At 33.5% G+C, this 22,334-nt stretch carries 36 protein-coding genes; 20 read left to right on the top strand and 16 right to left on the bottom strand.

Features of this window, described 5'->3' with window-relative positions; all coding sequences use genetic code 11:
• The first annotated feature begins 2 nt into the window (after positions 1 to 2).
• The 15 genes from rplP to infA are packed head-to-tail and all read left to right on the top strand — an operon-like array spanning position 3 to position 6,687.
• Complete coding sequence (rplP, locus tag ACLHDE_RS13175; protein ID WP_415396863.1) at positions 3 to 428, top strand: 50S ribosomal protein L16; 426 nt, start codon at positions 3 to 5, stop codon at positions 426 to 428.
• Positions 415 to 603, top strand: coding sequence for a 50S ribosomal protein L29 (gene rpmC / locus ACLHDE_RS13170; RefSeq protein ID WP_373002663.1), 189 nt, complete (start codon positions 415 to 417; stop codon positions 601 to 603). Before rplP ends, rpmC begins: the two co-directional genes overlap by 14 nt.
• A gap of 10 nt (positions 604 to 613) precedes the next feature.
• Positions 614 to 862 (top strand): 30S ribosomal protein S17, encoded by a 249-nt coding sequence (rpsQ, locus tag ACLHDE_RS13165; RefSeq protein WP_294964879.1) that lies wholly within the window; start codon positions 614 to 616, stop codon positions 860 to 862.
• The gene (rplN, locus tag ACLHDE_RS13160; protein ID WP_294964882.1) at positions 862 to 1,230 is read left to right on the top strand and encodes a 50S ribosomal protein L14; all 369 of its coding nucleotides are present in this window, start codon (positions 862 to 864) and stop codon (positions 1,228 to 1,230) included. The genes rpsQ and rplN overlap by 1 nt, the downstream gene beginning before the upstream one ends.
• Positions 1,230 to 1,460 (top strand): 50S ribosomal protein L24, encoded by a 231-nt coding sequence (rplX, locus tag ACLHDE_RS13155; protein ID WP_415396862.1) that lies wholly within the window; start codon positions 1,230 to 1,232, stop codon positions 1,458 to 1,460. The genes rplN and rplX overlap by 1 nt, the downstream gene beginning before the upstream one ends.
• Positions 1,461 to 1,464: 4 nt before the next feature.
• Positions 1,465 to 2,016: a 50S ribosomal protein L5 gene (gene rplE / locus ACLHDE_RS13150; protein WP_415396861.1), complete on the top strand. Its 552-nt coding sequence runs from the start codon at positions 1,465 to 1,467 to the stop codon at positions 2,014 to 2,016.
• A complete protein-coding gene (locus tag ACLHDE_RS13145; protein ID WP_008340791.1) occupies positions 2,009 to 2,194 on the top strand; it encodes a type Z 30S ribosomal protein S14 in 186 nt (61 codons plus the stop codon). Before rplE ends, ACLHDE_RS13145 begins: the two co-directional genes overlap by 8 nt.
• A 59-nt stretch (positions 2,195 to 2,253) precedes the next feature.
• Positions 2,254 to 2,652 carry a 30S ribosomal protein S8 gene (gene rpsH, locus ACLHDE_RS13140; protein WP_415396860.1) on the top strand — a complete coding sequence of 133 codons (399 nt, stop codon included), beginning with the start codon at positions 2,254 to 2,256 and terminating at the stop codon, positions 2,650 to 2,652.
• Positions 2,653 to 2,661: 9 nt separating this feature from the next.
• A complete protein-coding gene (gene rplF, locus ACLHDE_RS13135) occupies positions 2,662 to 3,198 on the top strand; it encodes a 50S ribosomal protein L6 (RefSeq protein ID WP_415396859.1) in 537 nt (178 codons plus the stop codon).
• A gap of 13 nt (positions 3,199 to 3,211) precedes the next feature.
• Positions 3,212 to 3,568, top strand: coding sequence for a 50S ribosomal protein L18 (gene rplR, locus ACLHDE_RS13130; protein WP_415396858.1), 357 nt, complete (start codon positions 3,212 to 3,214; stop codon positions 3,566 to 3,568).
• Positions 3,569 to 3,576: 8 nt separating this feature from the next.
• Positions 3,577 to 4,017 (top strand): 30S ribosomal protein S5, encoded by a 441-nt coding sequence (rpsE, locus tag ACLHDE_RS13125; protein WP_415396857.1) that lies wholly within the window; start codon positions 3,577 to 3,579, stop codon positions 4,015 to 4,017.
• Between the two features lie 3 nt (positions 4,018 to 4,020).
• The gene (rplO, locus tag ACLHDE_RS13120) at positions 4,021 to 4,419 is read left to right on the top strand and encodes a 50S ribosomal protein L15 (protein WP_415396856.1); all 399 of its coding nucleotides are present in this window, start codon (positions 4,021 to 4,023) and stop codon (positions 4,417 to 4,419) included.
• 2 nt (positions 4,420 to 4,421) lie between these two features.
• Positions 4,422 to 5,684 (top strand): preprotein translocase subunit SecY, encoded by a 1,263-nt coding sequence (gene secY, locus ACLHDE_RS13115; RefSeq protein WP_415396855.1) that lies wholly within the window; start codon positions 4,422 to 4,424, stop codon positions 5,682 to 5,684.
• A 3-nt stretch (positions 5,685 to 5,687) separates the two neighbouring features.
• A complete protein-coding gene (gene map, locus ACLHDE_RS13110; protein WP_415396854.1) occupies positions 5,688 to 6,446 on the top strand; it encodes a type I methionyl aminopeptidase in 759 nt (252 codons plus the stop codon).
• 22 nt (positions 6,447 to 6,468) lie between these two features.
• Positions 6,469 to 6,687: a translation initiation factor IF-1 gene (infA, locus tag ACLHDE_RS13105; protein ID WP_013326041.1), complete on the top strand. Its 219-nt coding sequence runs from the start codon at positions 6,469 to 6,471 to the stop codon at positions 6,685 to 6,687.
• A 23-nt stretch (positions 6,688 to 6,710) separates the two neighbouring features.
• Here the strand turns inward: infA and ACLHDE_RS13100 are convergent, their stop codons facing one another.
• From ACLHDE_RS13100 to ACLHDE_RS13075, 6 genes are all read right to left on the bottom strand, one after another.
• A complete protein-coding gene (locus ACLHDE_RS13100) occupies positions 6,711 to 7,592 on the bottom strand; it encodes a sulfurtransferase (RefSeq protein ID WP_415396853.1) in 882 nt (293 codons plus the stop codon).
• Between the two features lie 6 nt (positions 7,593 to 7,598).
• Positions 7,599 to 7,892, bottom strand: coding sequence for a chorismate mutase (locus ACLHDE_RS13095; protein ID WP_415396852.1), 294 nt, complete (start codon positions 7,890 to 7,892; stop codon positions 7,599 to 7,601).
• Positions 7,893 to 8,080: 188 nt separating this feature from the next.
• Entirely contained in the window at positions 8,081 to 8,734 is a 654-nt protein-coding gene (locus tag ACLHDE_RS13090) for a hypothetical protein (protein WP_415396851.1), read from the bottom strand.
• Positions 8,731 to 9,666 (bottom strand): MlaD family protein, encoded by a 936-nt coding sequence (locus ACLHDE_RS13085; protein WP_415396850.1) that lies wholly within the window; start codon positions 9,664 to 9,666, stop codon positions 8,731 to 8,733. The genes ACLHDE_RS13090 and ACLHDE_RS13085 overlap by 4 nt, the downstream gene beginning before the upstream one ends.
• Entirely contained in the window at positions 9,648 to 10,001 is a 354-nt protein-coding gene (locus ACLHDE_RS13080; protein ID WP_415396849.1) for a hypothetical protein, read from the bottom strand. Before ACLHDE_RS13080 ends, ACLHDE_RS13085 begins: the two co-directional genes overlap by 19 nt.
• A gap of 98 nt (positions 10,002 to 10,099) precedes the next feature.
• A complete protein-coding gene (locus ACLHDE_RS13075; RefSeq protein WP_415396848.1) occupies positions 10,100 to 10,888 on the bottom strand; it encodes an MlaE family ABC transporter permease in 789 nt (262 codons plus the stop codon).
• Between the two features lie 154 nt (positions 10,889 to 11,042).
• Here ACLHDE_RS13075 and ACLHDE_RS13070 point away from each other — a divergent pair, with 154 nt between their 5' ends.
• The 3 genes from ACLHDE_RS13070 to ACLHDE_RS13060 are packed head-to-tail and all read left to right on the top strand — an operon-like array spanning position 11,043 to position 13,763.
• Positions 11,043 to 11,891 (top strand): bifunctional transcriptional activator/DNA repair enzyme AdaA, encoded by an 849-nt coding sequence (locus ACLHDE_RS13070; protein WP_415396847.1) that lies wholly within the window; start codon positions 11,043 to 11,045, stop codon positions 11,889 to 11,891.
• Positions 11,875 to 12,597, top strand: coding sequence for an endonuclease III domain-containing protein (locus ACLHDE_RS13065; RefSeq protein WP_415396846.1), 723 nt, complete (start codon positions 11,875 to 11,877; stop codon positions 12,595 to 12,597). The genes ACLHDE_RS13070 and ACLHDE_RS13065 overlap by 17 nt, the downstream gene beginning before the upstream one ends.
• The gene (locus tag ACLHDE_RS13060) at positions 12,594 to 13,763 is read left to right on the top strand and encodes a YbfB/YjiJ family MFS transporter (protein ID WP_415396845.1); all 1,170 of its coding nucleotides are present in this window, start codon (positions 12,594 to 12,596) and stop codon (positions 13,761 to 13,763) included. The genes ACLHDE_RS13065 and ACLHDE_RS13060 overlap by 4 nt, the downstream gene beginning before the upstream one ends.
• A gap of 48 nt (positions 13,764 to 13,811) precedes the next feature.
• On the opposite strand, the gene ACLHDE_RS13055 is transcribed toward ACLHDE_RS13060, so the two are convergent.
• From ACLHDE_RS13055 to ACLHDE_RS13010, 10 genes are all read right to left on the bottom strand, one after another.
• Positions 13,812 to 14,024 (bottom strand): hypothetical protein, encoded by a 213-nt coding sequence (locus tag ACLHDE_RS13055; RefSeq protein ID WP_415396844.1) that lies wholly within the window; start codon positions 14,022 to 14,024, stop codon positions 13,812 to 13,814.
• Positions 14,025 to 14,027: 3 nt separating this feature from the next.
• Positions 14,028 to 14,876 (bottom strand): S1 RNA-binding domain-containing protein, encoded by an 849-nt coding sequence (locus ACLHDE_RS13050; protein ID WP_415396843.1) that lies wholly within the window; start codon positions 14,874 to 14,876, stop codon positions 14,028 to 14,030.
• Positions 14,877 to 15,064: 188 nt separating this feature from the next.
• Entirely contained in the window at positions 15,065 to 15,703 is a 639-nt protein-coding gene (locus ACLHDE_RS13045; protein WP_415396842.1) for an outer membrane beta-barrel protein, read from the bottom strand.
• Positions 15,704 to 15,831: 128 nt separating this feature from the next.
• Positions 15,832 to 16,065 carry a thioredoxin family protein gene (locus ACLHDE_RS13040; RefSeq protein WP_415396841.1) on the bottom strand — a complete coding sequence of 78 codons (234 nt, stop codon included), beginning with the start codon at positions 16,063 to 16,065 and terminating at the stop codon, positions 15,832 to 15,834.
• A gap of 14 nt (positions 16,066 to 16,079) precedes the next feature.
• On the bottom strand, positions 16,080 to 17,024 hold the full coding sequence (locus ACLHDE_RS13035) for a permease (protein ID WP_415396840.1): 945 nt from the start codon (positions 17,022 to 17,024) through the stop codon (positions 16,080 to 16,082).
• A gap of 3 nt (positions 17,025 to 17,027) precedes the next feature.
• On the bottom strand, positions 17,028 to 17,441 hold the full coding sequence (locus ACLHDE_RS13030; RefSeq protein ID WP_415396839.1) for a thioredoxin family protein: 414 nt from the start codon (positions 17,439 to 17,441) through the stop codon (positions 17,028 to 17,030).
• Between the two features lie 13 nt (positions 17,442 to 17,454).
• Complete coding sequence (locus ACLHDE_RS13025) at positions 17,455 to 18,156, bottom strand: cytochrome c biogenesis protein CcdA (RefSeq protein WP_415396838.1); 702 nt, start codon at positions 18,154 to 18,156, stop codon at positions 17,455 to 17,457.
• Positions 18,157 to 18,163: 7 nt separating this feature from the next.
• Entirely contained in the window at positions 18,164 to 19,417 is a 1,254-nt protein-coding gene (locus ACLHDE_RS13020) for an arsenic transporter (RefSeq protein WP_415396837.1), read from the bottom strand.
• A complete protein-coding gene (locus ACLHDE_RS13015) occupies positions 19,417 to 19,821 on the bottom strand; it encodes an arsenate reductase ArsC (protein ID WP_415396836.1) in 405 nt (134 codons plus the stop codon). Before ACLHDE_RS13015 ends, ACLHDE_RS13020 begins: the two co-directional genes overlap by 1 nt.
• A complete protein-coding gene (locus ACLHDE_RS13010) occupies positions 19,814 to 20,125 on the bottom strand; it encodes an ArsR/SmtB family transcription factor (protein ID WP_415396835.1) in 312 nt (103 codons plus the stop codon). The genes ACLHDE_RS13015 and ACLHDE_RS13010 overlap by 8 nt, the downstream gene beginning before the upstream one ends.
• A gap of 169 nt (positions 20,126 to 20,294) precedes the next feature.
• Here ACLHDE_RS13010 and ACLHDE_RS13005 point away from each other — a divergent pair, with 169 nt between their 5' ends.
• Both ACLHDE_RS13005 and ACLHDE_RS13000 read left to right on the top strand, forming a co-directional pair.
• On the top strand, positions 20,295 to 21,035 hold the full coding sequence (locus ACLHDE_RS13005; RefSeq protein WP_415396834.1) for a M15 family metallopeptidase: 741 nt from the start codon (positions 20,295 to 20,297) through the stop codon (positions 21,033 to 21,035).
• The gene (locus ACLHDE_RS13000; protein ID WP_415396833.1) at positions 20,995 to 22,317 is read left to right on the top strand and encodes a M99 family carboxypeptidase catalytic domain-containing protein; all 1,323 of its coding nucleotides are present in this window, start codon (positions 20,995 to 20,997) and stop codon (positions 22,315 to 22,317) included. Before ACLHDE_RS13005 ends, ACLHDE_RS13000 begins: the two co-directional genes overlap by 41 nt.
• The last annotated feature ends 17 nt before the right edge of the window (positions 22,318 to 22,334 follow it).

Below are 22,334 nucleotides of genomic sequence, written 5' to 3'. Positions count from 1 at the left end.
TTATGTTAATGCCTAAGAGAACAAAATATCGTAAAGTAATGAAAGGACGTAACCGTGGTTACGCTCGTTCGGGTTATACATTAGCATTTGGTGATATCGCATTTAAAGCGGTTGAAGCAGGTCGTATTAACTCTCGTCAGATTGAAGCAGCTCGTATTTCAGCTACTCGTCACATTAAAAGAAGTGGTAAGATATGGATTCGTGTATTCCCTGCTAAACCATTAACTGCTAAGCCTCTTGAAACTCGTATGGGTAAAGGTAAAGGTGCAGTTGATCAATGGGTAATGAATATTAAGCCAGGTCGTATCATTTTTGAAATGGCTGGTGTTCCGCATGATATCGCTCGTGAAGCGTTAACTCTTGCAATGCACAAATTACCATTTAAAACTAAAATTATTACTGCGGAGATGAGCAATGAAATATTCTGATTTAGCAGATAAAAATTCAGCAGAGCTTAATGCTATGCTAAAAGAAAAGAAAACAGAATTGTTTACTTTAAAAATAAAACAAAAGATGATGCAATTAAATAATACTAGTGAACTTCGTATTGCTAAAAAAGATATTGCTAAAATCAACACTGCTCTTACTGCAGTGGCAAACTAGGGGCTTGATAATGACACATAAGCGTGAAATTCAAGGTAAAGTAGTTACAATTGCAGGCGAAAAAACGGTATCTATCGTTGTTGAGCGTCGTGTAATGCATCCTCGTTACCACAAAGTTGTAAAACGTTTCAAAAAGTACTTAGTACATGATGAGCGTAATGAAGTAAAAGTTGGTGACGAGATTATTGCAATCGAATGTCGCCCACTTTCTAAGACTAAATCTTTTAGACTTAAAACAGTAGTATCAGGAGCTAAGTAATGATCCAAGGTTTTACTCGTTTAGTTGTAGCTGATAATACAGGTGCAAAAGAGATTATGTGTATTAAGGTACTTGGTGGTTCTAAGCGTCGTTATGCTTCAGTAGGTGACGTTATCGTTGCTTCTGTTAAAAAAGCGACACCAACTGCTAAAGTTAAAAAAGGTAAAGTTGTAAAAGCTGTTATCGTTAGAACTGCTAAAGAGGTTCACCGTGAAAACGGTTCTCTTATCCGTTTTGATGACAATGCAGCTGTTATACTTGATGACAAGAGAGAGCCAATTGGTACTCGTATCTTCGGACCTGTTGGTCGTGAAGTTCGTTATGCTGGATTTATGAAAATCGTATCTCTTGCACCGGAGGTTGTTTAATGGCAAAATTTAATTTCAAAAAAGGCGATACTGTAGAAATTATCGCTGGTGATGATCGTGGAACTAAAGCTACTGTACTTGAAGTATTATCTAAGAAAAACAAGGTAATAGTTGAGGGTTGTAAAGTTGCTAAGAAAGCTATCAAACCAACTGAAGATAACACTAAAGGCGGACATATCAATAAAGAGATGCCTATAGATGTTTCAAATGTACGTAAAGTGGAGGCATAATTAGATGGCTCGTTTAAAAGAAAAATATTTAGGTTTAAAATCTGAGTTACAAGCTGATTTAGGCATTGCTAATCCAATGCAAACACCAAAAGTAGAGAAGATTATTATCTCTGTTGGTGCTGGTTTTGCAATGAAAGATAATAAACTTATTAAAAATATCGAAGACACAATTACAACAATTGCTGGTCAAAAAGCAACTACAGTAATCGCTAAGAAATCTGTTGCAGGTTTTAAAGTTCGTGAAGGTATGCCAGTTGGTATCCGTGTAACACTTCGTGGTGAAAATATGTATAACTTCTTGGATCGTCTAGTATCTATCGCACTTCCACGTGTGAAAGATTTCCGTGGTGTTCCAAGAAATGGTTTTGATGGTCGTGGTAACTATAACTTCGGTCTTCAAGAACAACTAATTTTCCCAGAAATTAGTTATGATTCAATCATGCAAATTCATGGTATGAATATCACAGTTGTTACAACTGCTGATTCAGATAAGGCAGGACTTACTCTTTTAGAGAAAATGGGTATGCCTTTTACTAAAGGGAGCACAAATGGCTAAAAAGTCTATGATCGCTAAAGCGAAAAGAGAACCTAAGTTCAAAGTTCGTGGTTATACAAGATGTCAGATTTGTGGTCGTCCACACTCAGTTCTTCGTGACTTTGGTATCTGTCGTATTTGTTTTAGAAAAATGGCAAATGAGGGATTAATCCCAGGTGTTAGAAAGTCGAGTTGGTAACAGCTCGAAACTCCTAACAGTAGCAGTCGAAAGACTTGCAATATATAAGGAATATATAAATGGCAATTAATGATCTAGTATCAGATGCGTTAACACGTGTTCGTAATGCAGGTATGAGAAGATTACCAGTTACTACTTTAGTTCACTCTAAGAGTGTTGAAGCTGTAGCAAATATCTTAGTAGATAAAGGTTATATTGAGAGTTGTAACGTTGTTGAAGATGGCGTTAAAAAAACTATCAAAGTTGTACTTAAGTACAATGAAGAAGGCAAAACTGTAATTAATGAAATCAAAAGAGTTTCTAAACCTGGTAGACGTGTTTACAAAGGTAAAGAAGATATCAAACGTTTCAAAAATGGTTACGGAACTATTATTATTAGTACATCACGCGGCGTTTTACCAAATGACAAAGCTTTCGAGCTTGGCATTGGTGGCGAAGTTATGTGTACAGTATGGTAGGGAGATAGCATGTCAAGAATTGGTAAATTACCTGTAGAATTTGCTGCTGACATTAGTGTTAGTACAAATGGAAATGTTATAACTTTTGCTAAAGGCAAAAATAGTATTGATTTAGATACAAAAGGAAATGTTGACTTCTCGCTAGAAGGAAACATCTTAACTTTTGCTACAAAATCACAAGAAAAAGCTCACAGAGCATTCTGGGGAACATATAGAGCATTAGCTCAAAATATCGTTGTTGGTTTAACTACTGGTTATACTAAACAATTAGAGATTAATGGTGTTGGTTATCGTGCTGCTGTTAAAGGCAGAGTACTTAATCTTCAACTTGGTCACTCTCATGATATTAATTATGATTTACCAGAAGGTTTAGAAGCTGCTGTAGAGAAGAATGTAATTACTCTTAAAAGCCATGACAAGCAAACACTTGGTCAAGTAGCTGCTGAGATTAGATCATTCCGTCCACCAGAGCCTTACAAAGGTAAAGGTGTTAAATACATGGAAGAGCATATCGTGCGTAAAGCCGGTAAAACTGCCAAGAAATAAGGGAGGAGTATAAATGAATGCTAAAGTATTAAAAAGCAAAATTGCTAACCGTTTAAAGCGTAAGCGTCGTATTCGTGCAAAAATATCTGGTTGTGCTTCACTTCCTCGTGTTTCTGTATTTCGTTCAAATCGTTATTTAAGTGTACAAGCTATTGATGATGCAACAGCAACAACATTAGTTTCACTTAACTCAAAGTCGACTGGTCATAAATCAAACAAAGAAGGTGCTGCGGCCCTTGGTGAGGCATTTGCTGCAACACTTAAAGCTGCTAAAATTTCTGAAGTTGTATTTGATCGTAATGGTTACCAATATCACGGTGTTATAGCTGCATTTGGTGACGCACTTCGTGCTAACGAAATTAAGTTTTAGGGGCTGATATGGAAATCAATAGAGAAGATTTTGAAGAATCAATTGTAAACATTGGTCGTGTTACTAAAGTTGTTAAGGGTGGTAGAAGATTTCGTTTCACTGCACTTATCGTAGTTGGTAATAAGAATGGTACTGTAGGTTATGGTATGGGTAAAGCGAAGGAAGTTCCAGACGCTATCCGTAAAGCTGTTGATAACGCTTTTAAAAACCTGACTACTGTAAGTATCAAAGGTACAACAATAGCACATGATATTGAGCATAAATACAATGCAAGTCGTGTTCTTCTGAAGCCAGCATCTGAAGGTACAGGTGTTATTGCAGGTGGGGCAGCTCGTCCTGTTCTTGAACTTGCAGGTATTCAAGACATACTTACAAAGTCAATTGGCTCAAACAATCCAGGAACAGTTGTTCGTGCTACGGTTGAAGCACTTACTCGTATAAAAGGATAGAGAATGGGTATTGAAAATTTATTACCAGCAGAAGGTTCAACAAGTAACCGTAAAAGAGTTGGTCGTGGACAAGGTTCTGGAACTGGTAAGACTGCTGCACGTGGTCAAAAAGGTCAGAAATCTCGTTCAGGTTACAAGAGAAAAAGAAACTTTGAGGGTGGACAAATGCAACTTGCAAAACGTCTTCCTAAAATTGGATTCTTCTCAAGAAATGTAAAACCTTACGTTATAAACGTTGAAAGAATTAAAGCAGTAGCTGAATTATCTGAAATTACTATGGAATCTATCCGTAGTGTTCACAAAATTGGTGCTTCTGTTACTAGAGTTAAATTAGTTGGTGCGTCTGCAAAAGATTTAGCATCAAAAATTAAAGATGACAACGTTACTACAACAGGTAAATAGTTGTGAATAAAAATCTAGTAAATAAGATACTTATTACTATCGGGTTTTTATTTATCTACCGCCTACTGGCTTACGTGCCGGTACCGGGTGTAGATACTGCTGTTATTGCTTCATTCTTCGATTCACATCAAGCCGATGCACTAGGTTTATTTAATATGTTTAGTGGAAATGCTGTTGAGAGAATGTCAATTATTGCTCTTGGTATTATGCCTTACATCACTGCTTCAATCATCATGGAACTTTTAGCTGCTACTTTTGCTCCTCTTGGTCAAATGAAAAAAGAGCGTGACGGAATGGTTAAGTATATGCAAATTATTCGTTACGCGACTATTGTAATTACAATCATCCAAGCTATTGGTATCAGTGTAGGTCTTCAAAGTTTAACTGGTCCAAATGGAAACAGTGCAATTTTAGCTGATCACAACACATTTATAATTCTCTCTGCTGTTTCAATGCTAGCGGGAACTATGTTGCTAATGTGGATAGGTGAGCAAATTACTCAAAGTGGTATCGGTAATGGTATTTCACTTATTATCTTTGCTGGTATCGTCTCAGCTATTCCTAGTGCAATTGGTCAAACAATTACAATGGTAAATACTGGTGCTATGAGTTTTTTAACTGTAATAGCAATACTTGCTCTTATACTAAGTACTGTAGCAATTATTATTTACGTTGAACTTGGAGAGCGCCGTGTACCTGTTACATATGCTAAAAAAGTTATGATGCAAAATCAAAACAAAAGAGTAATGAACTATATTCCTATCAAGGTAAACTTAGCTGGTGTAATTCCAGTTATCTTCGCTTCTGCGATACTAATGTTTCCTATGACAGTTTTATCAAGTAGTACAAACCCTACAATTCAAGGGATTGCTGACTTGTTAAATCCTAATAGTTACTTTTTTAACTTTTTAACATTTGCTTTTGTTGTTTTCTTCGCATTCTTTTATGCATCGATAACATTCAATGCAAAAGATATTGCTGAGAATTTAAAAAGACAAGGTGGATTTATTCCAGGTATTCGTACTGGTAATGCTACAAGTGAGTTTTTAAATGAAACTGCTAGTAGATTGACTTTTACAGGTGCTCTATACCTTGGTCTTGTAGCTACTCTGCCATTTATGATTATCAAGGGGATGGGTGTACCTTTCTTCTTTGGTGGTACAGCGGTTTTAATCGTTGTTCAAGTTGCACTTGACACTATGAGAAAAATTGAGGCTCAAATTTACATGAGTAAATATGAGACACTAAGTGCTGTTGGTCTATAAATAATGGCCATTGCGCTTAGAAAACCCCACGAAATTGAAAAACTATGTGCTGCCAACAAGATTGTTGGCGGTGCATTAGAACTTCTTGCCCAAAATACAAAAGTAGGGATCTCTTTAAAAGAACTAGATGCTATGGCAGAGGATTTTATTCGCTCTCATGGTGCTAGACCATCTTTTAAAGGTCTCTACGGCTTCCCTAATGCAGTATGTACTTCACTTAATCAAGTTATCATTCACGGTATTCCAACAGATTATAAGCTCCAAGAGGGTGATGTAATAGGTTTTGATATTGGAACTGAGCTTGATGGTTGGTTTGGAGATGCTGCAATCACAGTGCCTGTCGGTAAAGTTGACGCACAAGATACAGAGTTGATAGCATGTGCTAAAGATACTCTTTATCACGCAATCAGCGAGATAAAAGAGGGCATGAGATTTAAAGAGTTATCTCTTATTATGGAAGAGTTTATTAAAGATAGAGGTTTTGTTCCTTTGCATAATTTTTGTGGACATGGAATTGGTAAAAAACCTCATGAAGAGCCTGAAATACCAAATTACCTTGATGGTAAAAACCCAAAATCTGGACCAAAGATAAAAAATGGAATGGTTTTTTGTCTTGAACCGATGATTTGTCAAAAAGAATCAAAACCAATTATTTTAGAAAATAAGTGGGATGTTGTTAGTGCCGATAATTTACGCGGTTCACACTATGAGCATACTGTTGCAGTTGTCAATGGTAAAGCTAAGATATTATCTCTTGCTTAAGAGTTAGAAAAAGGACTTATAAATGGCTAAAGCTGATGTTATAGAAGTTGACGGCAAGATTATTGAAGCATTACCAAATGCAACTTTCCGTGTTGAATTAGAAAATGGACATATTATTTTATGTCATATCGCAGGTAAAATGCGTATGCACTATATTAAAATACTTCCAGGTGATAAAGTGAAATTAGAGTTAACACCATACTCTCTTGATAAGGGACGTATTACTTATCGTTACAAATAAAAAGAGGTTTTAACCTCTTTTTACTACTCCCATTTGAACCTAGTTATAGGTAAATCTAAAGCATTTCCCCATTCTAAAAGTGAAGCTTCATATAGCTTTGTATTTCTAAATCCCATGTGTTTGTATAAAATATAAAATTCCATGCTTGCAGTAAAAACATTATCAGCGTAGACTATAACTTCATCATTTTTTTTAATCTCATGACCATATAAGTAGATTTCATCAAGTTCTTGTTGAGTTCTTAGTGTTGTGTCTTTTAAAAACTTATCTTTATAGTAACTACTTGAAGCATGTGAAATATGACCGATAGAAAAAACTTTATTAGAACGTTCTACACCATAGTACATCTGTGGAGATCTTGCATCTAGTATTTTAACAGATGAAAGACTATTTTGAAGCATATCAAGAGATACTAATAGATGCTCCTGTGGCTTAACAAGAATATTTCCTTCATCTTTTGAGTCAGGCGATATTGAGGAGGTTAATCGTTCATTCTCAAAAACCCAAGCCATATATCCACCATCTAAAATTGTTAGATTTTCAAAACCGCTATAAAGAAGAATAAATGCCAAATAACTTGAATTTAAAATACCTGTATCTGTGTTGTGAGAGTATATAACTACTTTTGAGTCTTCATTTATCCCAAGTTCTCTTAGCTCTTTTTGGATGATATCAATTGCGTTCATCAAGGAGTATATATTTTTAGGATCTTGATTTATAAACTTATTAACATTAGAGTTTATAGCTCCTTTGATATGACTCGCTTTGTATATGGCAGTATCTGCTACATCGATAATAACTAAATTCTTTTCTTCAAGCAAGTTTTTTAATTCACTTGGAGTGATAAAAGCCTCAGATGCAATAAGTGTGAAAAAGCTTATGCTTAGTAATAAAAATAATTTCATATAATTTTAAAATGTTTCAGTATTTCTAAATTCTGATATTTCTGTTTCAACCATCTCATTTATCATAATTGTAAAAAGGTCAGAAATCATATTTGGAGACACATCAAGTTCTATAGCCTTGTGACGAACTTTTTGCATAATGAAATCTATACGATCTACAGCTTTTACTTCTTTAACACTCTCTTTAAATGCTGCAGCTTGACGAATAAAATGGCTTCTTTGAGATATTAACTCTACTATCTTATCATCTAGCTTGTCTATCTCTGTTCTAACTTCTTCTAGCGAATTACATTTAACCATATATATTTCCTTATTTATTATGCCAATTTTGGTTTATTACTTGATGTAAGTAATGTTATCTAAAAAGAGATAAGATTTTGTTAACACTTCTGTAACTATTAGCATATATAATACTTTTACGATTCTTCATGTATGTCCTTAACTTGACTCTAAGGCTATACATAGATCCCATTCTCCTTGGGGTCGTTTTATTTATCTGAATTTAAAATAGAAATTTTCTTAGATAGATTTTTACGCTTAACTTCATCTACCGTATTATGCATTGCTTCATTTAACCAAAAAAGTATACTTTTCTTATAGCCATAAAAAGAAGCTATATTTATCATCTCATCTCTAGTTGCCTCACTGAGCTTATTTTTTACAAGTGCTGCTGCCAAAAGTTTAGAAGTTGCTTTATCTATTGTAAGTATTTCACTGCTAGCTTTAGCAAAATTTTTGTCTCTAATAGCTAAAGCAAAATCTCTATATTGACTACTTAGGTTTTCTACTAAATACTTTGGCTTTAGTGTTATAAAACTATAATAAGCATCTAATGATTTATCATGCACCAAATCAGAAATAAGAAGATAATCTTTACAATCATCATCAATACCAACACTAATATTTAAGGCGCACACCCCTAAATAAACACGAGCAAGCATTCTTAAGTCTGCACTCTGTTTGGCATGTTTTATAGCTCTACTAAGGTCATTTTTAGCCAAAGTATCGTGGATACTTAAAAAGTTTGTTGTGTAAGAGTCAAAGGCTGTTGCACTTTTGTATTGCCACTGGTTAGGTGGAGATTTAAAAGAACAAGCTGAGAGAAGTAGTAAAGAGATAAATAAAATGGCTGTCTTAATCATGGAAGTGTAACCTCCTTCTTTTCATCATCTTGCATCAGAGAATCAACCTTATCCATAATCTGATTTGATTTTTGAAGACTAACTGATATTTGCTCTTTTAGCTCAATAAGATCCTTGTCATAACTACCTACTGCTTTTACGCTGCCATCAAGAGCGTCTAACTTTTGTTTCACATCTTTCATTATTTCATCAAGTTCTTTAATAACAGAAGATGCTGGATTCATTATGTCAGAATCAAGACTAGATGTTGTGTTAGATATATTTTTACTTATAGTATGAAGTTCTTGCATAATTTCAGTAGTCTTATTCAAAGATGCAATAATACTTTTTGTTGACTCTTTATCTCCGGTGATACTAGTTAAAAGAGAGTCATCACTTGATAGTTTTGCTGTAAAGTCTTTAATATTTTGCATAGTTTGTTTTAGATTGGAATCATCTTTTGCAATCTCAGAAGTGATTGAATCTATGCTATTTATGATACTTAATATCTTATCAACAGCAGGTTCTAGTTTTGAGATCATATCATTGATATCATTATTTTTAAGCATTCGAAGTCCTGTTCCTTCTTCTAGGATTTCATTGTCTATTGCTGAATATACTTCTATATGAGCAGAACCTATAAGAGGTTTTATAATCATTAAAACAGTTCCCTCAGTTATCCATTTTCTATTATTTTCATCAACGGAGAATGTCATGTAAACGGTTCCGTCATTATTTAGCGAAATATCATCAATAACTCCAATATCAAAACCAGAAAACTTCAAAGGCATCCCAACACTGAAAAATGAAGCACTGTCTGTAGTAAAGTGGTAGTTATACCTTTTGTTAAAGGTTCCCTTATCTTCAAGGACGAGGTAGAGAAATGTGATAATAGTTATAAAAAGAGTAATTACAAAAACACCTACAGCAAGTTTTATTTTACTATATTGCATGAGGACTCCTTATAGTGGGTTTCGTTTGAAATTGTGTCTAAAATTAAAATATTTTTCTTCACTTCTAACCTCTCTATCGTTGATACTATTGTTTGTATATCTCTAAGATTATCTATTAAATGAAATGGAGATACTATTATAACATTCATCTCTTTAGTCATAAGTGCACGGATAAGACAGACACAAAATATTTCATAAGAGCTACACTGATTTAATCTGTAAAAAGCAATATTTTGCAAATCTATTTTTTTAAGAGCTTCTTTTGCTTCTTCCTGAGCTTGAAGAGTCGGCAGATGCTCATGCACTTCTTTTATGAGAGCGATATTCTCAAGCATATCAAGGTTAGATATAAGCGGAGTTTTATTAGATATAAGAGAGTACTCGTCTGCCGTGACAAGGTAGTCTTCTATCTCATAGTAGCGATCAAATAGTTTTACAGTGATTGTAGTAGTAATGATAACACCTCAATAAAAAATAATGCAACAAAGAGTTTAACCATCCCGTTTAAAACGGAGATAGGAATTGCAGTATATGCACTTGTAGTTTTAAGACCGCTGTATATTGGAATAAGCATCGTTACAAATCCAAAAGCCATACTCTTAACTAGCAAAATAACTAAGTCTTTTACTTCAATAGCATTGATAAGTAGATATTTGTAAGTATGAAAATCCATATTCATATAAAAAAGAGTAAAAAGATAACCACTACTCAGCATAATCGCGGCAAATAAGATGGAGAGAGAGACCACACTAATCATACCACTGATAATCCTTGGTAAAAATAGATAGTCAATAAGGTCTATATTATATTGTCTGAGTGTATTTAACTCATGATTCACATTCATAACGGCTATTTCTGTATTTACAGCTGTACTTGAGCGAAGAGAAATAAGCAGAGCTGTAAAAAATGGAGAAAACTCATCAATAACAAAGGTAATAATAATAGAACCTATTTTATCTTGTAGACCATATTCTGTAGCAAGAACAATGACAACACCAATAATTACAGAGCCAAACAAAATAGCCATTGTAGTGAAGAGAGGGATTATACCCACCGCTGTAAAATAAATCTGTTTTACAAGAACCATTCTCATAGCAGGGTTGTAACTATTTGGTTTAACCATGTGGAGTAGACATATAGATGTGAACTTTAATACTTCATAGAATGAAGATATTGCGTTTATTGTTTTATCGCCAATACCCTCTATAAATCTTAAAACCAATCTTGCTCTCCTAATTTGACTTATTATCCTATATTTTGCCTTAGTATTTGGTATAATTTTACTAATTTTTATTTGCTGTTGAGCAATATCTGGATTGTGTGTAACTATTGTTTTTGTTATACTTTTTTTAATTGGCTTAAGTTAGGAGCTAGAGATGAAAAATAGTTTTAAAATAGATAGCGACAACTATAAAAAGATAGAAGAAGTTATAAACTATATAGATGAAAACTTCAAAGAAAAACCTTCACTAGATACAATAGCTAAACATGTTGGACTTAGCAAGTATCATTTCAGTAGACTCTTTAAAGAGTATGTAGGTGTAACACCGATGCAATTCTTACATGCCACTACACTAGAATATGCAAAAACACATCTTAAAGAGTCAAAAAGTATACTAGATACTTCGTTGGAACTTGGACTTACAAGTTCAAGTAGACTTCATGATATGTTTGTAAACTTTGTCGGAGTGACCCCCAAAGAGTATAAAGAGCTTGGAAAAGATTTAGAAATAGTTTATGGGTATGGATATACTCCTTTTGGTAAAGCTCTTTTAGCATCTACGAAAAGAGGAGTTTGTTTTTTAGCTTTTGATGAAAATGAAGAAAAACTGTTTTTTGAGTTACAAATGAGTTGGACAAATGCTCTTTTGATTCATGATGATGAAAAAATAGATGAGCAGTTAAAAAGTATATTTTTAGATAACAAGAAAGTGGATATATTTGTAAAGGGAACTAACTTTCAGATAAATGTCTGGAAGGCACTTCTAAATATTCCAGAAGCAGTTCTTACAACCTACCAAGATATAGCAAACTCTATTGGTAAACCAAAGGCAGTCAGAGCAGTTGCAAGTGCAATCGGCTCGAACAATATAGCTTATCTTATCCCTTGTCACAGAGTGATAGGAAAGTCAGGGGCTATGAGCGGTTACAGATGGGGTATAGAAAGAAAGAGGATTTTACTAGCATACGAGGCTATGAAAAATATAGATGAAAAAAACAGATAAAATATATAAGATTTACAAAATTCTTTATGAAAATTACGGCCCGCAAGGTTGGTGGCCCTTTATAAACTACGATGGAGTAAATGAGTCTAAAAATGGAAACTCTGAGGGTTATCATATACTAGACTATTCTTTTCCTAGAAATGAGTTGGAAGTTTTTGAAGTATGTCTAGGCTCGATACTTACTCAAAATACCAGCTTTACTTCTGTTGTAAAATCTCTGCATAATTTAAAAAGCTTAGATGCATTGACTCCAAAAGCTATAAGGGAGCTTGGTATTGATGAGTTAAAACTTGCTATAAAACCATCGGGTTATCATAATCAAAAGGCTAAATATATTTTAGAGTTCATCTCTTTTTTTGAAGCCCTTGATACAAGAACTCCTTCAAGGGATGAGCTTTTGTCAGTTTTAGGTATAGGTCAAGAGACTGCTGACTCGATACTTTTATATGGATATAATGTGCCAGAGTTTAAAGTGGATGCATATACAAAAAGAGTACTCTTAGAACTTGGACTTATAAATGAGAGAGCAAAATACCAAGATATGAAACAACTTATGCAAGAAGCTTTAGAGAAATCTATAAAAGATGAGAAAGAAAGAGTAGTAGTTTTTCAAGAGTATCATGCACTTATAGTAAATCACTCAAAAAAGTTTTATTCTAAAAAACCTTATGGTGTAGGCTGCTTTTTAAAAGAGAAAATATTATGAATATAAATTTATTAGATAGAAATAACAATACGGCAATACTACTTGCCGGAATACTGGCAATTTTTGTAGGTGTCGGTGTTGCAAGATTTGCTTTTACATCTTTACTGCCATCTATGTTAGATGATTTTTTATCTATTACAGATGCAGGAGTGCTGGCTTCATTTAACTTTGCGGGATATCTCACAGGTGCTATATTTACCATCTTTATGAAAGATATCAACACAAAAGTGAAGTATTTTAGAATAGGTCTAGTTTTAAGTGTTCTAACTACACTGATATTAGCAACAACAACAAATGAGACTTTATGGTTAGCCTCAAGAGTTGTAGCAGGTTTTGGTTCGGCTATGCTTTTAATAGTCGGTGGGGCACTGGTTATGGTAAAGCTAACCTATAAAGATAAAACGAAAGCAATGGGCATCCACTTTAGTGGAATCGGTATTGCCATAGTAGTAAGTGAGCTAATAAGTCAATATGTATTAAAGAGTGGGAACTGGGCAGATGCTTGGCTTACTCTGAGTCTTTTTGCTTTTGTAGTTTCTTTTTACTCTATGTATATTCTCTCCTTTGATAAGGTCTTAAAACAAGAAGCAGTTAAACATAAACTCTCTAAGTCTATATTTTCTACTTATGTTATTTTACTAATACTTGCATACTTTACAGAGGGTGTAGGTTTTGTGGTTCAGGGAACATTCTTACCCGATATTATAAACTCTTTAAAGGGTCTTGATGGTTATGGAAGTCTTGGTTGGCTTGTTGTAGGAATAGCCGGTATTCCATCTTCTATTATCTGGATGAGATTAGCGCATAATTATGGAAGTGTTAATATTATCATTGTAGCTATGGCACTTCAAGTTGTGGGTATTTTAATTCCAGCATTTACTACAAATATATATCTTAATTTGCTTAGCGGTGCTTTGTATGGAAGTACTTTTATTGGTTTAGTGGCTCTGTTTATGCACCTAGGTGGAAAGCTTGCAGGCAAAAATCCTGTTGTTCTTATGGGTGCAATGACTGCCGCTTATGGCATCGGTCAGGTTGGAGCACCATTATACAGCGTAGCTCTTATTGAGTATTTTGGAAACTATAATTCAACTCTATATGTAACAGCCACTATAGTTTTTGTGGGGATACTTTTTTTACTTTATGCCAAGAAGATAGTGGTATAAAAGAGCCTCTAAATTTCCCAAAGAGTTGTTTCTTTTTTAGAGGTGCCCTTAATTTGGCTTGATAATTTTTTTTATCTCTTTAGGAATATGGGCAAAAGGGATGTTTTGCATCCCTAACTTTACACCATCTGCATCTGCAGCCATAGCATCTAGACTCATTGCAGTTGGATAGTAGCGTATTGCTTTATAAGAGATTTTGTCAACTGTAAAGTTTATTTTTTTGTCTGAAAGTTCTATGCTTTTTTTCTTTTTCTTTCCCATATCTTAATCCTTTATATAGATACCAGTATCTTTTACTTCAATTTTTCCTGCATCTTGCAAGGCAGTAAGTGAACGTTTAAAATCTTTTTTACTAAGACCAAATATATCTTTGATAAGCTCTGCATCACTTTTGTAGTTGTAAGGCATGATTCCGTTGTTTTGTTTTAAAAGTTCAAGAACTTTATCAGCAGAACTGCCACTTTTTTTACTTCCAGCTTTTCTAAGGTTGAGGTCAATGTTTCCATCTTTTCTAATATCTTTTACAAAAGCTTTTTTTCTATCGCCAAGGTTAATGTTTTCAAAAATCTCATTGTGATAGATAAGACCTTCATATTTGTCTTCTACAATACACTTGTAACCAAGCGGAGTTTTAGCGATGATTAAAATATTTACTTCATCAGCTATTTTGATGCCCTTAACCTTTCGCTCAAAAAAGTCACCAAGCTTTTCAGTTCCGACTAAACGGTGAGTACGTTCATCGTAAATTACTCTTATAAATCTTTTTTCGCCAACTTTAAAAGGTGTTTTTTGAAACATATTTGGTACTAAAAGGTCTTTACTTAAACCCCAATCCATAAATGCTCCAAAAGGTGCAGTATCTATAACTTCAAATAGTGCCATTTCATCAAGTTTTGCAGTTGGAGTAAGTGTTGTAGCTACAAGTCTATCTTCTGAATCTGTATATATAAAGACATCTACAAATGTTCTTTCTTTCATCTGGGGAGTGAGGTATTGACCTGGTAGAAGTACATCGTTGCCATCTTTGGCCATCAAGTATGCACCGGGAGTGGTGAGTCTGTCTATAAATAGGGTGTTGATTTTACCTAGTTCTAGGTATTCACTTTGTTGCATTGTGTTCTCCGGTTATTCCGTTATTTTAGTTTACGTACGTCTATACATAAATTATTGATGACATTGTATCTATTTTAGTATGTGAGTATGGTTAAAGTGAGAGATGTGATAAAATAGCTACAGTGTTCAAGTCCTATAGCTATTTAGTTTTTAAAGCCTTATTGTAAAATAGGGAAGATTAATAAGGTTTAGAATTTGTATTGTGCACCAAGGTAAAACAAAGCAAGCGTTTGGTTATATGAACTTTTAAACTCTGCTCCATAGGTATTTGTAGTTTCGAAGGAGTCTCCTTCATAGGCTACTCTAAATCCGAATCCATTTAAACTTGAAGGCGTATATTCAAATCCTAAACCAAATCTTACAGCAGTAGCAGAAGTATCTTGATAAACAGTGCCAGTACCTGATTCATTAAAATTAACATTAGCAAAACCGATTGTAGCAAATGGTCTATATTCACCTTCATTACCAAAATTATAACCCAAGTTAGCGGATATTGATAATGAAGTAGGTTCTAATACTTCAGAGTATCCAGTAGTCATCTCTATTGAATAAGATTTTCCATAATCTGTATATGAAGCTTCAACAGCAAATATTTTATTGAATTGGTATCCTCCATATATTTTATAACCCGAAGAACCATCTTCTACAGATACTCCATTTCCTGGGCTAACCCTAGTCGCATATGCAGTGAAATCATCACCATATCCATCATCATTAAACTGTGAAGCACCAAAACCTAAACCAATATAAGCGCCTTTTACGGGTTCTGCACTTAAACTTGCTGTTACCATTAATATAGCAGCCGCTGATAAGATTATTTTTTTCATTCTTTTCCTTTTTTATTAAACTAGATGTATTATAATGAATAATAACAAAAAGTAATCTTAAATATAAACTATTTTATTTTATTTTTACAATATTAATTTATATTGTATTATATTATTTATTGAGTATTTTAGTTTTGTAATATATTTATAATCTCATCAACACTTAAAACTTTACCGGTGCTTTTAACAACACCGTCTACAACTAGTCCTGGTGTGTTCATAACACCATAGTCCATAATCTTTTGTATATCATCAACTTTAGTAACTGAGTGAAAGCCGCCAATTTTTGCAACTGCCTGTTTTGCAACTTCTTCTAATGTTTTACATTTTGCACAGCCTGTGCCTAAAATCTCAATTTTCATTATTTTTTCCTTTTTTATAGTATAAAATTAAATATGTAGCCTATAGCTATGATTCCTAAACCGACTATGCCAAAGAATGTAGCTATTAGTTTTACATGGAGGATTCTTTTAAGTATCATTGCTTCAGGAAGACTAAGTGCAGTGACTGCCATCATAAAGCTAAGTGCAGTTCCAAGAAGCATACCTTTACCTGTAAGTACTTCTACAAGAGGCATTACACCCGCTGCATTTGAGTACATGGGTATTCCCATAATAACAGCAATGATTACTGCAAAAGGATTATCTGCTCCTGCGTAAGATGCTATAAAGTCAGCAGGAATATAACCGTGAATCACTGCACCGACACCGACACCTATAAGAACATAAATATATATCTTTTTAAATATGTCTAGAGTGTAGTCATAGGCCTCTTTAGCTCTCTCTTTTTGAGTGAGTTTAATCTGTACTTCTTCGAGTTCACCTTCCATCTGTTTTACATCCATAAGAATGTATTTTTCCATATTCATACGACCGATGAAGTATCCACCGAGTATTGCGACCAAAAGTCCAAAGCCGATGTAGATAGCCGTGACTTTCCAACCAAATAGACCAAACAAAAGTGCTATTGCTATTTCGTTGTTCATTGGTGAACTTATTAAAAATGAGAAAGTAACACCGACAGGAATCCTAGCTTGGATAAAACCTAAAAACAGAGGTATGGCAGAACAACTACAAAAAGGAGTGACTATACCAAATAGAGATGCTACAACATTTCCGTAAAACTGTGACTTACCTTGGAGATGAGCTCGAACGTATTCGGTATTAAAATGAGTTCTAAGATATGAGACTACAAATATAATTGTTACTAGTAAAAACCAAATTTTTATAGTGTCATAGATGAAGAAGTTTATTGCTTCACCTAGATGCCCACTTAAACCTAGCAGCTCATATGTAAGATAGTCTACGAATTCTTTGAACATAATTTATAGGACCTTTAATTGTTTTAATTTTTCTACTAGCTCATCTTGTTCTATTACACCCATATGTGTATCTACAATATTACCATTTTTATTTAGATATTTTTGAGTTGGTATCATTCTAATGCCAAACTCTTTGGCTACTTCTCTATCTTTGTAAATATCTATAAAGTAGATATTTGACTTTGGATGTTTTTGTTTGATTTTATATAAAATATTTCCCATTACTTGACAGCTATGACAACTGATGGAACCAAACTCTATCATCAAAGGTTCATTCCCGATTTTATGTTTAAACTCACTAAATGGTGTTGATACTAATGTTGCACTAGTATCAACTTTTTTGGATTTATCATTTGCTAACCAAAGAGCAGTTACTAGGGTAAGTAATACTACAAGTGCTAAAACTATTTTTTTCATATTTTCCATCCTATTAGAAATTCAATACTGTTTGATAAGCAAAGTAGAAACCTATAATTATTAACATCACTGTAAAAATATTGTTTATATACTTACTTAAATGATTCAGTGTCTTATTTGAGATTATACTCTGTGTGAATCCTACTGATAATCCAGCAAGTAAAAGTAGACTTGCATGCCCTATGGCAAAACTTAGAACTAATAAATATGAATAAATCCATCCAGTTTGTTCAGCTACTGTTATAATTGCTACAAGTGGAGCAGAAGCACAGGGAGAACTTACAAGACCAAAAATAATACCAATAATAACAGCACCATAAAGTTTATAGTTTAAAAATTTATTAGCTATCTTTTGTTTATCAAAACTTCCTATATATCCTAAAGAGAAAGCTACAACAATAAATGTGGATATTGAAGCTAAAGCATAAGCCCAAAATGGAGCAGCACTTAACATCATTCCAACTTTAGCAACTATCAACATTAAAATAGAGAAACTAATAATTAGTCCTAAAACAAATAAAAGTGAATATTTATATATAAACAATTTTTTTTGTTTAGCATCTAAATCACTACTTAGAGTAACAGAACTACCAACTAAAAGGGGTAAAGTTATAATACTACAAGGGGCAAGTGCCGTCAAAAGACCTATGCCAAATGCTGCTACTATCGCAAATAGCCCATAATTTTGAACATACTCTATAAGTAAATCTTCCATTTTAACTCTAGACCAATGTCAGTAAAACTACTAAGAGTATAGGAGGTGTTACAATCAGTCCAAATTTACTATATTGCCAAAAACCAATTTTTACGCCTTTTTTCTCTAAAGAGTGAAGCCATAGTAGAGTTGCTAGTGATCCAAAAGGTGTCATCTTAGGTCCTAAGTTACAGCCGACAATGTTTGCGTAAATCATAGCCTCATTTGCAATGTCAACAAGTGCAATATCCATCACCATAATAGTCGGCATGTTGTTCATAAAAGCACTTAAAAATGCTGCTAAAAATCCTGTTCCTACAACAGCTACAACTTCGCTTTGAGAATTTAGATAGACAAGTATTTCAGTTATGTAGTCTGTAAGTCCTGCATTTTTAAGACCATACACTACGATGTAGAGACCAAGAGAGAACCATACAACCTGCCAAGGAGCTTCTTTTATGATGCGTTTTGGTTTTACTGTTTTTGTTATTGATGCTATGAGTAAAAATAAAATACCTCCACCAAGAGCAAAGACAGAAACGGGAATATCGTAAGCATCTCCGATGAAATAGCCACTAAGTAAAAGAGCTAAAAATAACCAGCTAAAGTTAAATAGCCCCTTGTGTTTTATAACATCATCAGGATTTTTAAGAAGATGAATATCTACAGTCTTTGGAATATCTTTTCTTAACACTAACCAAAGAACAGCCATACTGGCAATAACACTAACGATATATGGAAGAATCATATTTGAGAAAAACTCTCCAAACCCTATGTCAAAGTAGTTAGCCGTTACGATATTTGTAAGGTTTGAGAATACAAAAGGCAGAGATGCACTATCACTTATAAACCCTCCTGCAAGTAAAAAGGCTAAAATGGTTTTTGTGTTTAGACGAAGGATATTCATTTTAGCAAGTAAAATCGGTGTCAATATTAGTGCTGCTCCATCATTTGCAAAAAGAGCCGATACAATAGCTCCAAGAATTATGGAATAAACAAACATCAGATGCCCATTTCCATGAGAGAGTTTTGCCATCTTAAGTGCTGCCCACTCAAAGAAACCTATCTCGTCCAAAACCATTGATAGTATGATAATTCCGATAAATGCAAGAGTTGCATCCCAAATGATGTCAAAAACTATTCCAACATCGCTGATGCTTACTACTCCGGCAATTAGTGCTACTAATGCACCGATGACAGCCGTTGTTCCGATTTGCAGACCGCGAGGCTGCCAGATAACAAAAACAAGTGTGATAAGAAATATGATAGATGCTAAAATCATTATAGTCCTAACTCCATTCTTACTATTGGTGTAAGTTCCATTTTAATAAGTTTAAGAGTTTTCTCAAATGCTGAGTAGTTTTTTCCATCCGGATCTTCATACCCTACATGAATGACTTTAGTATTTTTAGGGAAAACTGGACATGCTTCCATAGCATTGTCACATACTGTCACTACTAAATCAAACTCTTCATCTATAACTTTATCTAAAGTCTTTGAGTGGTACTCATCTCTCCAAGAACCGTCCTCTTGTAAAACTTTTTTAGCGTTAGGATTTACTTTTCCACTTGCTTTTACTCCAGAACTCTGAGCATCTACACCATCTAGATATTTGTTTAAAACCGCTTCTGCAATAATAGAACGACAGCTGTTTCCTGTACACAATATAAGAACTTTTTTATTCACTTTTACATCCTTTATTTAACTTAGGTATTTTTATATCAGAAAAACTAATCTCTTTTAAGATTGATTGTCTAAACTCATCAAGAGGACTTTTAATGGAGTAAAATGCCCATCTTCCACGTCTGTCTACTTTTAAAAATCCACCATCTTTTAAGATTTTAAGATGTCTTGAGATACGAGACTGAATCATGTTAAAAGAATTTTCTATATCACAAACACATACTTCGCCATTTGTATTTATAAAATGTAATATTTCAACTCTTGTCTCATCATTTATTGAACTTATTGTTTTGAGAAATATATCCATAAGTAAAACATCCTTTTTTATAATTTTGTAATGATATCAGAATATAGTTTATATATCAAGATATATTGATATATAAATAGCGATTTCATAATTTATATCATCCTTAAGATATTTTAAAATATTTTTATAAAATATTATATTAGAGTAATAGTTAGATATAATTGCTATTATGAATAGAAGAATTTTTTTATCAACCTTGGCTCTTACGCCACTCATTGCCAGCAACTTTGTTAAAGAGAGTAGTGATATTTACTTGTCATATCAAGAATATATTGCACTTGAGAATTTAAATAAAAGACTAAAAAGATTGAGTAGATTTATTGGTTATGCAAATTTCAATATTGTTTCATTCAATGATGCTTTGTTTTATGGACGAAACTACTCTGCAATTGGTAGTTTTACAAAAGAGGAGCTTTCTTTAGTTGATAAACTTTTTTCTGAAAACTCAAAACAGTATGGTTTCTACGGAGCAACAACATGTTCTAGTCTGAACAACAAGATTTCAAAAAAAGATGTTGTAAAGATTCCTTATACTGGACACTACCTATTTAAAGGTAAACCACTAGAAGATTATGAAAAGCTAAAAAAAGATATTGGAGATACATTGGTTTTAACTTCAGGTGTAAGAAATATTGTAAAGCAGCTAAGCCTCTACTGTAACAAAATATATAATAATGGCGGCAATATTACCCAAGCTTCTGTTGAGATAGCACCGCCTGCACACTCTTACCATACTATTAGTGACTTTGATGTTGGTCGACGTGGGTGGGGATATAAAAACTTTACAGCTGATTTCGCTTCAACTCAAGAGTTTAAAAAAATGAGACAATTAGATTATATTAGTATGAGATATAATAAAAACAATAGCTATGGAGTACGATTTGAACCGTGGCATGTTGAAGTTATATAGTCTACTTTTTCTATTTTTGTTGCCTTTATGTTTAAGTGCTAATAATAATTTTAATTTTAACCTTATACAAAAAGGTAAACAAGATGGGAATACTCTTTTAGTAATAGGTGGTATTCAAGGCGATGAGCCTGGCGGATTTTTATCAGCATCGCTTCTCACAACCCATTATGAAATAACAAAAGGTTCAGTTTGGATAGTCCCAAATCTAAACTTTTATAGTATTATTAAAAGAAGCAGAGGTCCTTATGGTGATATGAACAGAAAATTTGCCGAGTTATCTGAACAAGATCCAGAGTATGCGACAGTTTCAAGAATTAAAAACTATATAAAAGATGACGACGTAAAGCTTGTAGTTAATTTACATGATGGTAGTGGCTACTACAGAAAAAAACATGTTGACGATATGCATTCGCCAAATAGATGGGGACAGTGCTCTATTGTAGATCAAACGCAGATAGATATCCCTATGTATGGAAACCTTGAAGAAATCTCAACAGAAGTGGTAAAGCATGTAAATAATAATCTCATTATAAGTGAAGATATTTACCATGTTCACAACACTAGAACAAAAGAGGGCGATAAAGAGATGGAAAAATCGCTTACCTATTTTGCTATCAATCAAGGAAAAGCAGCTTTTGGTAATGAAGCTAGTAAAAATCTACCTACACATAAAAGGGTTTACTATCATCTTCTAGCCTTAGAAAAATATATGGGTATTATGGGAATAGAGTTTAAGAGAAAGTTTACACTGGATTCTAATGGTGTTTATAAAGCGATAAATGATGATATTTACATCTCTTTATATGATGAGAAGATTAAGCTACCACTCTCTAGGATAAGAGATGTAATAAAATATTTTCCTATTAAAAAAGATGCTGTTTTAGACTTTAAAGCTAGTAACCCCTTACTAACAATTATTAAAAAAGACAACACTTATGTTATTCAGTATGGAAATAGACGACTCTCAAGACTAAAAGCTGATTACCAAGAGTATGATGATGATACTAAAAGTGTAGAAATACAGATTGATGGAAAACTACAAGATGTTAAGTTTGGATCGCTTATAGATGTAGAAGACAATTTTTTAGTAAAAGAGAATAGTAGATATAGGGTAAATGTTATAGGTTATACAAACAACAAGAAAAAAGAGACCGGTATAGAGATAAAAAATAAAGAGATTCCAGAACGTTTCTCTCTTGATAAAAAAGGTACTATTTATAGAGTTGAGTATTACACCAAAAATAAATTTGCCGGTATGGTTTTGATTAAATTTAGAACTTAGTTTTTTACATCAGTTAA

It is taken from the genome of Sulfurimonas iocasae, assembly GCF_047716755.1.
Lineage (GTDB): Bacteria > Campylobacterota > Campylobacteria > Campylobacterales > Sulfurimonadaceae > Sulfurimonas.
This window is presented reverse-complemented; position numbering and strand designations above follow the sequence as displayed.